This is a genomic window from Paenibacillus sp. FSL R5-0636 (assembly GCF_037974255.1).
In the GTDB taxonomy this organism is placed as follows: Bacteria; Bacillota; Bacilli; order Paenibacillales; family Paenibacillaceae; genus Paenibacillus_AQ; species Paenibacillus_AQ odorifer.
Genome location: NZ_CP150232.1, coordinates 5,769,321 through 5,782,909, shown reverse-complemented (window position 1 = coordinate 5,782,909; position 13,589 = coordinate 5,769,321). Strand labels below are relative to the sequence as shown.

General features: G+C 44.3%; 10 protein-coding genes. All 10 read left to right on the top strand.

Annotated features, from left to right (window positions below; genetic code table 11):
- The first annotated feature begins 12 nt into the window (after nucleotides 1-12).
- The 10 genes from MKX34_RS26315 to MKX34_RS26270 all read left to right on the top strand — a co-directional run bounded on the left by MKX34_RS26315 (nucleotide 13) and on the right by MKX34_RS26270 (nucleotide 13,585).
- Complete coding sequence (locus MKX34_RS26315; RefSeq protein ID WP_051491079.1) at nucleotides 13-867, top strand: MurR/RpiR family transcriptional regulator; 855 nt, start codon at nucleotides 13-15, stop codon at nucleotides 865-867.
- 30 nt (nucleotides 868-897) lie between these two features.
- Nucleotides 898-1,371, top strand: coding sequence for a YhcH/YjgK/YiaL family protein (locus MKX34_RS26310; protein ID WP_076103676.1), 474 nt, complete (start codon nucleotides 898-900; stop codon nucleotides 1,369-1,371).
- Nucleotides 1,372-1,607: 236 nt separating this feature from the next.
- Nucleotides 1,608-2,600, top strand: a complete 993-nt coding sequence (locus MKX34_RS26305) for an ABC transporter substrate-binding protein (protein ID WP_094902111.1) — start codon at nucleotides 1,608-1,610, stop codon at nucleotides 2,598-2,600.
- On the top strand, nucleotides 2,581-3,357 hold the full coding sequence (locus tag MKX34_RS26300; protein ID WP_076103674.1) for an ABC transporter ATP-binding protein: 777 nt from the start codon (nucleotides 2,581-2,583) through the stop codon (nucleotides 3,355-3,357). The genes MKX34_RS26305 and MKX34_RS26300 overlap by 20 nt, the downstream gene beginning before the upstream one ends.
- Nucleotides 3,351-4,103, top strand: coding sequence for an ABC transporter permease (locus MKX34_RS26295; protein ID WP_081383954.1), 753 nt, complete (start codon nucleotides 3,351-3,353; stop codon nucleotides 4,101-4,103). Before MKX34_RS26300 ends, MKX34_RS26295 begins: the two co-directional genes overlap by 7 nt.
- 469 nt (nucleotides 4,104-4,572) lie before the next feature.
- Nucleotides 4,573-7,152, top strand: a complete 2,580-nt coding sequence (locus MKX34_RS26290; RefSeq protein WP_081383953.1) for an alpha-L-arabinofuranosidase C-terminal domain-containing protein — start codon at nucleotides 4,573-4,575, stop codon at nucleotides 7,150-7,152.
- Nucleotides 7,153-7,227: 75 nt separating this feature from the next.
- Nucleotides 7,228-8,664 (top strand): extracellular solute-binding protein, encoded by a 1,437-nt coding sequence (locus tag MKX34_RS26285; protein ID WP_076099485.1) that lies wholly within the window; start codon nucleotides 7,228-7,230, stop codon nucleotides 8,662-8,664.
- A 166-nt stretch (nucleotides 8,665-8,830) separates the two neighbouring features.
- Nucleotides 8,831-11,761 (top strand): extracellular solute-binding protein, encoded by a 2,931-nt coding sequence (locus MKX34_RS26280; RefSeq protein ID WP_052097293.1) that lies wholly within the window; start codon nucleotides 8,831-8,833, stop codon nucleotides 11,759-11,761.
- A complete protein-coding gene (locus tag MKX34_RS26275) occupies nucleotides 11,758-12,723 on the top strand; it encodes a sugar ABC transporter permease (protein WP_052097291.1) in 966 nt (321 codons plus the stop codon). Before MKX34_RS26280 ends, MKX34_RS26275 begins: the two co-directional genes overlap by 4 nt.
- A 1-nt stretch (nucleotide 12,724) precedes the next feature.
- Nucleotides 12,725-13,585 carry a carbohydrate ABC transporter permease gene (locus MKX34_RS26270; RefSeq protein ID WP_038573103.1) on the top strand — a complete coding sequence of 287 codons (861 nt, stop codon included), beginning with the start codon at nucleotides 12,725-12,727 and terminating at the stop codon, nucleotides 13,583-13,585.
- Nucleotides 13,586-13,589 lie beyond the last annotated feature (4 nt).

The window sequence follows — 13,589 nt, the reverse complement described above, 5'->3', positions numbered from 1 at the left end:
GGAGGGGCTTTTTTGCGGACAATCAGTATTTTTTCTTCAATTCATTCTAAATACAATAATTTGACGAATACGGAGAAGAAGGTAGCGGACTATGTACTGGAGAACACGAGAAGTGTAGTCTACATGTCGATTACTGATCTTGCAGATGCATGTGATGTTGGGGAATCAAGTATATTTCGATTTTGCAAATCTTTAAGTTATAAAGGGTATCAAGAGTTCAAGATCGCATTGGCACATAGCATCACTGTGGAGAATGAGATCCCGCAGCTTACCGATCAAATTCTGATGGATGATACGATTGAAGCTGTTGCTTCTAAAGTGCTGACCACGAATGTAAGTGCACTCAACGAGACCTATAATTTAATTGATATACAGAAGATCAGTGAGGCTATTGAGTATTTGATTAATGCAGAACGTGTATTATTTTTCGGTGTGGGCTCTTCTCTAGTCACAGCTATGGAAGCCAAAATTAAATTTATGCGCATTACGAACAAAACGGAATGTTTAATGGATTCACATCTGCAGATGATGTCGGCAGCACTGATGTCTAACCGGGATGTCGCTGTTGTGATTTCTTATTCCGGCTCGACCAAGGATAGCATTGAGGTTGCGAGAAAAGCAAAGGAAAGAGGAGCCAAAGTAATATCCATTACTAGGTTTGAAAAGTCACCGCTAACCTCGTACTCCGATCTGACCCTGCTATGTGGTGCTAATGAAGGACCGCTGCAAGGGGGTTCATTATCTGCAAAGATATCGCAGCTCTATCTGCTTGATATTTTATATGTAGAATATTTCAAGAAGACTAGTGAGCAATCCATAATTAATAAAGAAACAACAGCTTCAGCAGTCAGTGAGAAACTGGTTTAGTACATTAAGATGTGAGGGGAATGGAAAGCTATGATCTTAGGTTCTTTGTCATCTTGGGAAGAGCATATCAAGTATGAGAATCCTGTCATTGTTGAGGCTATCGAGGAATTGAAAGTAATCTTACAACATGATCCTGATCTTGGACGAATCGAAATTCGCGGGAACGAAATGTATGCTTCGATTATGGCTCTTGAGGCAAAATCGCTGGAGGAACAAGTCGCAGAGAAGCATGAGGCCTATATTGATGTGCATTATCTGATCGAAGGTGAAGAAACGATTGGCTGGGCAACCCTGCAAGAAGGGATCGAACCCATTAAGCCTTACGATGCCCAAGGAGAATATGCGCTTTATCCCCCATCAGCAGATGAAATATTGTTATCTTTGAAGCCTGGCATGTTCGCGGTCTTTTTCCCTCATGATGTTCACAGACCGGGTATGGGTCAACCGGGGCAGCAGATTAAAAAAGCTGTCATTAAAATCCACACAAATCTACTAACTCCATAACATTGAGATTGAGGCTGGTAGCGGAACCATTCCGCTGTCAGCTTTTTTTGCGTCGCTTCTATTTACTTATATCTAAATTTATAAATATACAAAATATAAAGATTGGTGGTAAACTTAACATGCCTAAAGCTTTTTTTGTAGAGCTTAAGGATTTTTTTGCATGCACATTTATGAGTGAGCAAAGAATATTACAGAGAATTACACTATAGAAAGAATAATGGAGGCAGGAGAGTTAAATGAAGAATAAAGGTCTAAAGAGAATGTTGTTGTTATCTATGATGGTTGTTGTCATCGCTGCACTTGCAGTCGGCTGTGGTTCGAAAAATAATACAAATACAGAATCGTCAGAGGGAGCTGCTCCAGAGGCTGCAAAAGAAGTTACCTCCTTGTCGCTAGGTTTATTGCCCTCGATTGATGCTATTCCTTTTATCATCGCACATGAACAAGGTTTCGATAAAAACCACGGTGTGGAGCTGGATATCCAAACATTTAAAAGCGCCAAAGATCGGGATGTAGCTTTTCAAGCAGGCAAGCTGGATGGTCTAAGCGCTGACCTGGTTGCGATCTCCATTTACAATGAGGCTGGACTGGATGTGAAGATCGCCAGTACAACTTTTGGAGAGTTTGATTTGCTGACTGGAAATGAATCCATCCAGGATGTGAAGGATTTGAAGGGTAAAACCGTGATTTTGTCCAAAAATACCTCCACACAATATACAGTGGCAATGATGCTGAAACAAGCGGGCCTGACCGAAGATGATATTACAGTCACAGAGGTTCCACAGATTCCGACCCGTTTAGAATTGCTTAAGAATAATAAGGCGGATGCGGCTATTTTGCCGGAACCTTTTGTAACTATGGGCAAAACCTCAGGGTTGCGTGTACTGAGCTCAACGCTAACTGCGGGAGTAAATCCGTTCGTTTTAGCTTTCCCGCAAACTGCAATTGATGCCAAAGCAGAGGCTATCCGCAGTATGTATGCTGCATATGATGAAGCAGTAGCTTATATGAAATCCCATGAGCAATCCGAATATATCGATCTTGTAATCAAAGAAGTAGGATATCCGGAAACATTAAAAGATGAAATCAAGGTACCAGATTATGTACCAGCTTATCAAGTGGATGTGAAGGAAGTAGAGGCCGCATTTGCTTGGGCACGGGAAAAAGGTTTGCTCAGCAAAAATATCTCGGCCGAAGATGTGATTTCTGATGTCCAATTCAAGAAATAAAGGACTCGTTATAAAGGATCTGAAAGTAGAATATAAGAGCGGACAATTGGCCTTGGGTCAGGTAGATTTAACTTTGCCGGAGCACGGGATTTACACCATTATCGGACCCTCCGGCAGCGGGAAATCAACTTTATTACGGGCGATTGCGGGCTTGCTGCCTAGCTATCAGGGACACATTCTTTTTAATGAGAAATCTGTGCATGAGAAAGAAACGTTAATCGGGCTGGTGCCGCAGAACTACGGGCTTCTTCCTTGGAAGACTGTACATGATAATATTCAGATAGCGATGAAGATTACGCATACGGCAAGTTCATCCAAGCAAGAACGGGAGACGCAGATTAAGCAGTGGATTTCGTCGATGGGGATCTCTGATTTAGCAGAACGTTATCCCTTATCCCTTAGTGGAGGCCAGCAGCAAAGAGTGGCGATTGCCAGAGCTTTTGCCATTTTGCCTACTATTCTGTTGCTGGACGAGCCATTCTCTGCACTCGATGCGATAACAAGGGAAACGCTGCAGGTCCTCTTTTTAGATAACTGGCTGGCTAACCCTACGACTACGTTATTTGTCACTCATGATGTGGAAGAAGCGATTCTGCTGGGGCAAAAGATTATTGTCATGCCTTCCAACAAAGAAACTACACCTGAGATTATTGATAATCAGTTGGTGTTTCATATGAAGCATGAGGATAAGCGGGACAGTGTAGATTTCTTTGAGCAGACTAAGCGGATTAGAAAGGTGATGCAGGAGATATGGTAAACAAACGTCGACTTCATCATCTAGTAAGGCTTCTATTTGTATTTGTCTGTATGAATGTAGTCTGGTATATCGCATTTTTACTTATGAATCATTCGATTTTGCCAAGTCCCTTTGCTGTATATAAAGCGATGTTTCAGTTAGGGGCGCAGGATATTGCTATAAATGTGGGGTATAGCTTGTTCAGAATTTTTGCGGGTGTGGTGCTGGCGTTAATTATTGGACTGCTCATAGGTCTTCTAATGGGACGTTCGTTGACCTGGAACAAACTGCTGGACCCTGTGGTTTACTTGACCTATCCGGTTCCCAAAATTGCCCTGCTTCCAGTAGTGATGCTGTTCTTCGGGCTTGGGGAAACGTCCAAAATCCTAATGATCATGCTGATTCTATTGTTTCAGATCATCATCTCTGTAAGGGATGGGGTTAAGGCTATTCCGGACAATACCTATGATGTCTTAACTAGTATAGGTGCCAGCGCTGTGCAGAAGTTCTGGCATGTGACACTGCCGGGTGCATTGTCAGTGATTCTGAGTACGATTCGTATTTCGCTAGGGACAGCGATATCTGTACTGTTTTTTACGGAGATTTATGGAACAGAGCACGGCATGGGCTTTTTCATCATGGATGCGTGGTTAAGATTAGATTATCCGGAGATGTATGCGGGAATTATGTTGTTCAGTTTGGTCGGTTTTATTCTCTTCTTGCTTGTTGATTTTCTTGATTACAAGTTTATGAAGTGGCGGAATTAAATTTAGTTGAGATATAACTATAGCTTTCCTTTGCCCGAGTTTAGGCAAAGGGGAGCTTTTTTTATATGATTTTTTGGTGAGAATAAAATTAATTTTAATTTCATTATTATTTGAATGGAAAAATAAAACAGTAAAATAAATGGAGGAAAAAATGAAAAATAAACTTACTTATAGCTGTAAACCCCCGTTTATTTTAGAGGAATATAAAGATGGTGAGATGAAAAGAGGGAATTTATTTTAAAAAAACTAATAAATCTCTTAATTTCTTGCATATCTATTGGAAATTATATTCATAAAAGTATAAAAAGGTTTAGTTTAATTTATTTACAACCAGATTTTAGTATGGTATTTTATCAATGGAAACGGATTCATTTAGGTTTTGTGGAATGATTTTAAGTTAATGCGAATGGAAGTGTCTATTCACTTCATAAAAATGAAAACGCTAATAAAAGGTTGGGGGTAATTATTTTTGAATAAATATGGACGGAAGCTATGGCTTACGGTGCTGATTTTCGTGATTGTAGTTGGCGGTCTGACGTATTATTGGGCTTCTAAGGGAGAAAACACCGCGCCACTGTCTCAGTCTAAGGAATCTGCCGTAGAAGCAACGGGTGAAGCGGGAAAGGAAACTGTTCCACCGGCGACAGCAGCTAATACAAGTAGTGGACCCGCGTATACGTTGACCGTGGATACGGAAAATCCGGGAGCTAAGATAAGCCCGATGTTGTACGGAGCCTTTTTCGAAGAGATTAATCATGCGGGAGATGGAGGGCTATATGCAGAGCTGATTTCCAATCGTTCCTTTGAGGATAGTTCGGTCACATTGTTCAATTGGTGGATTGATGAAAAAGGAGGCAGTAAAGGGAAGCTTGCTCTGACCGGCACTAAGCTTTTGAACGAGGCTCAGACCCAGGCAATGGCTTTAACAGTATCATCTGCTGCCGAGGGCGGTTCGGTATCTGCTGTGAATAACGGTTACTGGGGGATCGCTTTGACGAAGGATGCCAGTTACAAGTTGTCTTTCTATGCGCGGCCAGAGCCAGGGAACATTATGCCACTGCGTATAACGTTAGAAAGCCCGGATGGCAAAGAGCTATATGCAGAACAGACCGTTGATAAGTTAAAAGAAGGATGGAACCCATATACATACACACTGACTTCTACAGGTACTGTAGCAAACGCACGAATTGTAATCTCTGCTGCAAATGTAGGTACTGTTTATCTCGATATGGTGTCTTTGTTTCCTGAGACTTGGAACAACAGGGAGAATGGACTTCGCATCGATTTGGCTGAAAAGGTAGCTGCGATGAAACCCGCATTCGTTCGTTTTCCGGGGGGATGTTTTGTGGAAGGGAAAACGCCAACTGATGCTTATCCATGGAAGAACACCATTGGTCCGATTGAAACGCGTCCCGGTCATAAGGGATATTGGGATTACCGCTCCTCAGATGGGCTGGGCTTCCACGAATATCTGCAATGGGCCGAAGATCTGAAAGCGGAACCATTATATGTAGCTTATATCGGGATTTCACATAACGGAGATCCTATAGCCAAGCAGAATACCGTTCCAGTCAGTGAAATTCAGCCGTGGATACAAGATGCGCTGGACGCCATTGAATATGCAAATGGACCGGTTACTAGCAAATGGGGGGCACAAAGAGCCGCCAATGGTCATCCGGAGCCTTTTAATATGAAATATGTAGAGATTGGTAACGAAAACAATTTCCAGATGAGTGAATATATTAAGCGTTATGGCCTGTTTTATAAGGCAATTAAAGAGCAGTATCCAGAGATTCATCTCATTGCCAATGCGGCAGTTGAAGGTGAGCCTATCGAAATGGTTGATGAGCATTACTATGAAACCTCTGAATGGTTCCTCAGCAACTCGAACAGATACGATACTTATGACCGGAGTGGTCCTGAGATTTATGTTGGTGAGTATGCGGTGACCAAGGGTGCCGGAGAAGGCAATCTGAACGCTGCAATCGGCGAGGCCGCTTTTATGATGGGTATGGAACGGAATTCTGATATCGTGAAAATGTCCTCCTATGCTCCGTTGTTTGTGAATACGAAGGATCGTACTTGGAACCCGGACGCTATTGTATTTGATTCATCGACTAGCTACGGAACACCTTCTTATCATGTGCAGCAGATGTTCGGAAGCAATAAGGGGGATGTAGTTCTTCCAACCTCACTTGTGGCTCTAGGTCAAGAAGAACCCCCCGGTAAGCAATCCATTCAAGGTGGAATTGGATTGGGGACTTGGGCCACGCAGGTAGAGTACAGTGATGTACGAGTAGCGAAAGGTGATGACGTTCTTTTTGAAGATCATTTCAAGAAGGATTCCGGAGCCTGGACTCTAAACAATGGGGACTGGGAACAATCCAAGGGTACTTTTAAGCAGACTTCTAATGATATTGATATTCGTGCAGTTGCCGGTGAGGCTTCATGGAGTGACTATACACTTTCTCTTAAGGCGAAAAAGACTGGCGGAGCAGAAGGCATGCTCATTATGTTCGGCTCTAAAGATGAAGGCAACTTCTATTGGTGGAATCTTGGCGGCTGGGGAAATACGCAGAGCGCGATTGAAAAATCAGTAGGTGGAACAAGAGCAGTCATCGGAAGAACGGTTCCTGTAAGGATTGAGACTGGGAAATTGTACGATATCCGCATTGAATTATCCGGTGCTAATATCCGGCTCTATATCGACGGCAAGCTTATACAAGAGGTGAATGATGAAAGTCCGGCAGGGCCGCTGTTCCAAACTGCGAGCCGTGATCTTGCCACAGGTGAGCTGATCGTTAAAGTCGTTAATGCAGGTGACACTGCTCAGCGCACGGATGTTTCTTTTGCCGGACTTGCCACATCAAGCCTGGAAGGAACAGGTACCGTACTTCAGTCGGACGATTTAAATGCTGAGAATAGCTTCGCTGAACCTGACAAGGTGGCACCTGTAACTCAAAAGATAAGTGTAGACAAAGGTAGTCTGGAGTTTGAATTCCCGAAATATTCCGTGACCGTGTTAAGACTAAAGGAAGGGGGGGAATAGCTGGTCACGGAGGGAGGTTCACTCCTTCACTATAAACAAGCATTTATTTGTTCAATTTAAGAGGGAGGTTAGGTTATGATTTCGCAAAGAAAAACGAGCAGTTTAGTCGTATGTATGTTAATGGTTTTTGTGCTTATTCTGTCAGCCTGTAGCAGCGCTGGAAGCTCAACGACGAATCAAAATGCATCTAACAACGTAAAAACGAACACTGAAAAAACCAATAATGCTAGTGAGCCAACCAATGCAACAGCTACAGAGGGCACGGAAGCAACAGATCCTGCCAACGACCTGCCAAGCAAAGATATTCAAGGTGAGGTTACGGTTTGGGCCTTTAATGAAAAAGTATTTGATGAAGTCGGCGCTGCATTTATGGCTGAATATCCTGGTATTAAGCTGAAGACGGTAGTTATGCCCTTTGGCGACCTGCATGACAAGCTGCAAACCACAATCGCCGCAGGTAGCGGGGCACCGGACGTAGCAGAAGTAGAGATGTACCAGTTGAACCGTTATATGGCGGGAAATGTTTTGGAGAATCTTTTGGAAGAGCCTTATAACGCTGGAAAATATAAAGATCTGGTTGTTCCGTATAACTGGGAACGTTGGATGACACCGGACAGCTCACAGCTGCTTGGTATGCCTTGGGATATGACCCCGGGGGTTTATTACTACCGTGCAGACATTTTTGAAGAGCTTGGATTGCCAAGTGATCCTGCTGAGCTTGGCGAATACATGCAAGATGAAGAGAATCTCTTGAACTTGGCTCAAATTTTGAAAGCTAACGGTAAATATTTTATGGAGTGGAGCGATGGCCCGATCGTATGGGCAGGAGATGAAGTCGGTTACTTTGATAAGGATATGAACTGGACACGTAATACGGACAAAATGGTGAAGGTTCTCGATATTACAAAACGTGGACAACAGCTGGGCTGGGCACCACATATCGGTTATGGCTCAGACGAAGGTAAACAGCTAGTTCTAAAAGGTGATTTGGTTGGTGTCGTATCGGGTTCATTCGGAGCGCGCGGACTTCAAGAAACATTCCCTGAGCTTGCCGGAAAATGGAAGGTAACCCGTTTGCCAATAGGAATTAACGTGGGAATGGGCGGATCAAGCTTTGTTATCCCTTCGCAAAGCAAAAATAAAGAAGCGGCATGGGCTTACATTCAGTGGAGCATGAGAAGTGAAAATGCTTGGAAAATTTGGACAAAACATTCCATTCAGCCGGGTTACAAGGATATTTCCAGTCTTGATTGGTACGCAAACACTAAAAATGAATATCTGGGTGGGCAAGAGGAATTTAAACTATATGAACAATTAAGTAACGATATTCCAGTCAAACACCTTACACCAGTAGATAACAAGGGCTGGGAAATCTTTATAGCGGCGATCGGTGATGCGCTTGCTAAGAACACAGATTCCAAGACGGCTATTCAAAAAATTGGCGATGATGTATTGAAGCAAGCTTCCAAAGAAATTGCTGGCTTTAAAAAGGCAATGGGAATGCAGCCGTAAGGAATCTAATAACAGGAGGGGCAGCCTGCAATTGCCAGAGCTGCCCTGCTTGTATTCACTTGAGTCCGAGAGGCCCGTAAAGATGGGAGGAGACCGATGCGTGTTACGCATACTGCGAAAATATAAGATTAGTTTGTTGTTACTGGTACTTTTAGGAGTCTCCCTAGTGTGGTGGAATCAATCACGAGGGTTTGATAATTCAGCGATGGATGGCATCCCCGTTTATGCGGATGTTGATGAAAGCTCTATTTTAGAAAGCGATAGTGTGAATTCAAAACTCGAAGCCTCTTACTTAAGCTATTACGAGGAAAAACAGCAGGATGGAGCAAAGGACTCATCGGATTTTACGCTTGCTATTCCTTCGGCGGATTATAAGGCCATTAGTTCTGAAGGTACAGAGGTAATGACGGATCTTGGTGGGAGACCCGGCAAGGTACTAGCGCTTAAAGCAGAGGATAGCTGGGTGGAATATAAATTTACGGTTCCGGCAGATGGGTTATATCAGATGGGGATGGAGTATTATGCCCTTCCTGGTAAACGATCCTCGATCATTCGAAGCGTAAAGATTGATGGGGAGTATTTATTCTCTCAAGTAAAAAAAATGGAATTCCAGCGGATGTGGAAGGAAAGTGCAGAGCCATGGCTGGACAATCAAGGGAATGAATTTAATCCCAAGCGGGAAGAGGTAACAGGCTGGCAATATCGGGAGTTTCGAGATGCCGAGGCCAGAACTGCGGATCCCTTTCGCTTTTATCTGACCAAAGGGGAGCATACGGTGAAGCTGGAAGCCATCCGGGAACCGGCTGCACTTAGTGAACTGAGAATATTTTCTCCAGAACCGCTCCCGACTTATGCGGAAGTGAAGCAGGAGTATGAGAATAAGGGTTACAAGCCTGTTCAGAATCAAGTGATCAAAATTCAGGCAGAAGAATCCTCCCTTCGTTCAGATCCAACGCTGAAGCGGATCGAGGATCGGGAGCCACTCACCGAACCTTTTAACAAAGATGCTATTGTGCTTAATAGTTTTGGGGGTGTCGGGTGGCGTACGGGTGGACAATGGGCGGAATGGGATTTCGAGATTCCTGAGTCAGGGCTCTACAATATCGCAATTCGTTACGGCCAGTGGTTCCTAAACGGGATACCGGTGGAACGCCGGATTATGATTGATGGCGAGGTACCGTTCCAAGAGCTGAATGCCTTGAAATTCCCTTACAAAGCGGAATGGCAAGTAAACAAGCTAGGGAATGAGGATGGAGAGTACTTCTTTTATCTAGAACAAGGTAAGCATACGTTGCGGATGGAAGTTCAAGTATCGGGCGTTGGCGGAATGATTGAAGCTGTGCTGAACACTACACATAAAATGTCTCTTTTGGGACGTGAAATCACGCAGGTAACGGGAACGAACCCTGATCCAAACGGGGATTGGCAGCTGGAGCAGAACATTCCTAATCTTGTGCCACGTTTACATTTGATGGCGCGGACGTTGGATGATGCTGTGCAGGATATGTATGCTTTTGGCGTTGCCGATGGAAGCTCTGAGCTGAGTACGCTTTATGAAGCACGTGACCGGTTCCTGGAAATGGCGAAGGATACCTCAAGTATTCCAGGTCGTCTTCAGCAATTTACGGATCTGCAGTCATCGCTTGGCTTATGGGTCAACGGATTAATGAAGCAGAGTATTGTAATGGACTATATTGAAGTGAAGTCGGAAGATCAGCCATGGCCTAAAGACGCGGCTCCTTGGTATACCCGTGTAGGGACGATGACGTATGACTTCTTTAGTTCTTTTACAAAGGATTACAGCGGCATAGGGAATACGTACAAAAATGAAAAGGTGCTGGATGTCTGGATCTCTCGTGGACGTGATTGGGCGGAGATCATTAAGCAAATGGTGGATGAGGACTTTACACCAAACACGGGCATCAAGGTGAACGTCAATATTATTCCTACGCTTGCAGCGGATCAGAAGCAGATTCTGTTATTAGCCAATACTGCCGGACTTGCTCCCGATGTGGCACTGGGGGTTGAGGGTGAAGTGCCGATTGACTTTGCGGTGCGGAATTCACTCGTGAATCTGAATGAATTCTCAGATTATCAAGAGGTTGCTGAACGTTTCAGAGCGGGTGCACTGATTCCTTATAAGTATGATAACGGAGATTTTGCCTTACCTGAGAATCAGAACTTCACGATGCTCTTTTACCGGAAAGATATTATGGCACAGCTGGGCATTAGCGATAAGGATATTCCGGATACGTGGCAAGAGGTTATGGAACTGATTCCTGTGCTGCAACAAAACGGGATGGACTTCTATTATCCACATGCCCCGAACAACCCGAGTCTAGCCATTAATGAGTTTGCACCGTTCTTATTCCAGTATGGCGGGGATTTCTATAAGAATAATGGGATGTTGTCTGATCTGGATTCACCAGAAGCACTGACAGCTATGAAAATGTGGACGGGACTCTTTACGAACTACAAGCTGCAGAAACAAGCGGATTTCTATAACCGTTTCCGTTCTGGAGAGATGCCAATCGGCGTTGCTGATTATTCCACATACATTCTGTTATCTACTGCCGCACCTGAATTGACAGGCTGGTGGGGCATGAAACCAATGCCGGGTATTGAACAAGCCGATGGACAGATTAACCGTTCTACAGGCGGGCTTGCACAGACAGGAATTATTTTTAAGGATACGGAGATGAAAGAAGAGTCTTGGGAGTTCCTGAAATGGTGGACCAGTGCGGATGCACAGGAGAACTTCGGCTCAGAGCTTGAGTCTTTGCTGGGTGTTGAAGCTCGTTGGAATACAGCCAATGTTGAAGCACTCAAACGTCTGCCGTGGCAGCAAGATGATATCGACGCCATTATGGAACAGTGGGAGTGGTTTAAAGAGCGCGAAGTGGTGCTTGGAGGATATTACACGACCCGGCATATCGCCAACATCTGGAATGAAATTGTGCTCAACGGTAAATTCCCGCGGGAGGCGATGGAGCAAGGTGTACGTGAAATCAATAAAGAGCTTAGTAAGAAACGCGAAGAGTTCGGAATTGAAACTTCCCAGACTTCAAGCGCCAAAGAGGAAGGAGGTCAGAAATGAGTAGTGAAATAATTACACCGGCACAGAACGAAGCCGTACAGATGCAGCCGACGAAAACTCCCGGGAAATGGACTCAGCTTTGGTTAGATATCAAGAAAAATAAAGTTTCCTATTATTTCTTGGCCCCTTTCCTGATTCTGTTCACCGTTTTTACTATTGTTCCTATTATCATGTCCGTCGTTCTAAGCTTCAGCTATTACAACATTATTGAGACACCGAGATTCATTGGCTTCTCTAACTATAAGCTGTTGTTTGTAGACGATGATATCTTTCTTAAAGCTGTTGGGATTACGCTGAAATTTGCCATTATTACAGGTCCGATAGGTTATATTATGGCCTTCTTGCTGGCCTGGCTGATTAGCCAGATTCCGCAGAAGTTCCGCTTTTTCTATACCCTATGCTACTATGTGCCATCGATTACAAGTGCAGTAGCAATGTCCGTGGTTTGGTTGTATTTGTTCGCCGGCGACCGCAAGGGGTTGCTTAATCACTGGCTCATTCAGCTGGGGATTATCAATGAACCTTATTTATTTCTGCAAAATGTGGATTCCATTGTACCCGTTATCATCATAGTTTCCTTATGGATGAGTATGGGGGTAGGTTTCCTTGCTTTTCTGGCCGGACTTCAAAATGTACCGACAGATTTATATGAAGCTGGCTCAATTGATGGGGTCAAGTACCGCTGGCAGGAGCTTTGGTACATTACGATTCCATGCGTCAAACCGCAGCTGTTATTCGGTGCGGTGATGCAGGTGGTCGGTTCGCTTACCGTATTTGACGTCAGTATGCGGCTTGTTGGATTTCCGAGTCCCCTTTATGCAGGCCATACGATTATGGCGCATCTGTTCGACTACGCATTTATCCGCTTTGAGATGGGATATGCGTCAGCGATTGCTGTATTACTGTTCGCTTTGATGCTTGGGCTCAACCGTCTCATCTTCAAAGTGCTGGGGAGGGATTAGGATGCACAAAATAAATTTACGGCGTATTGACTATGGCGGCATCTTTTTATATCTGTTCTTAACGGTGTTTGGCCTAATTATGCTGCTGCCACTTGTCTATATGGCAGTGACTGCTTTAAAACCAACAAGCGAACTATTCCTGTTCCCACCGCGGTTTTTCGTAGTGAATCCGACAATGGTGAACTTTCGTGATTTGTTGTTAATTACCGGAACCTCGGCGGTGCCGTTCTCACGGTTTATTTTCAATAGCGTGGTCGTTACATCGGGGATTGTGGTCGGGGGTGTCTTAATTTCAGCAATGGCGGCTTATCCGCTTGCCAAGCACAATATGCCATTTAAAAGCGCTATCTTTAGTATGATTGTGGCGGCGCTGATGTTCTCACCCTTAGTATTGCAAATACCGCAATATCTGCTGATTAGCCGCAGCGGATTAATGAATTCGTATTTTGCAATGATCTTACCTTATCTGGCTGCACCCATGGGAATGTTTCTTATGACCCAGTTCCTGCGGCAGCTTCCAGACGCTTTATTAGAGGCGGCCCGCATAGACGGGGCTTCAGAATGGAAGGTATTCTGGGTGGTTGTGATGCCAATGCTTAAGCCGGCGATTTCGACTTTTGCTTTATTTAGCTTCATTTCTGCTTGGAATGATCCGTATCCTTCAATGGTCTATACGACTGTTCAGGAAATGAAGACATTGCCGCTCGCCATCCAAACTATCAGTGGTGGAGCCGGAGTCGTTGCTAGGGTAGGCACTTTGGCAGCAGCAAGCTTCTTGATGATTCTCCCGACTATTCTTGTCTTTATATTAACGCAGCGGATGGTGCTTCAGACAATGGCCCATTCGGGGCTGAAGGAATAGGGGG

What these genes read in the sequence shown, in the direction of transcription:
- MKX34_RS26285 (WP_076099485.1), top strand. Translation starts at nt 7,228, where the DNA reads ATGATTTCGCAAAGAAAAACGAGCAGTTTAGTCGTATGTATGTTAATG.
- MKX34_RS26295 (WP_081383954.1), top strand. Translation starts at nt 3,351, where the DNA reads ATGGTAAACAAACGTCGACTTCATCATCTAGTAAGGCTTCTATTTGTA.
- MKX34_RS26270 (WP_038573103.1), top strand. Translation starts at nt 12,725, where the DNA reads ATGCACAAAATAAATTTACGGCGTATTGACTATGGCGGCATCTTTTTA.
- MKX34_RS26305 (WP_094902111.1), top strand. Translation starts at nt 1,608, where the DNA reads ATGAAGAATAAAGGTCTAAAGAGAATGTTGTTGTTATCTATGATGGTT.
- MKX34_RS26310 (WP_076103676.1), top strand. Translation starts at nt 898, where the DNA reads ATGATCTTAGGTTCTTTGTCATCTTGGGAAGAGCATATCAAGTATGAG.
- MKX34_RS26300 (WP_076103674.1), top strand. Translation starts at nt 2,581, where the DNA reads ATGTCCAATTCAAGAAATAAAGGACTCGTTATAAAGGATCTGAAAGTA.
- MKX34_RS26275 (WP_052097291.1), top strand. Translation starts at nt 11,758, where the DNA reads ATGAGTAGTGAAATAATTACACCGGCACAGAACGAAGCCGTACAGATG.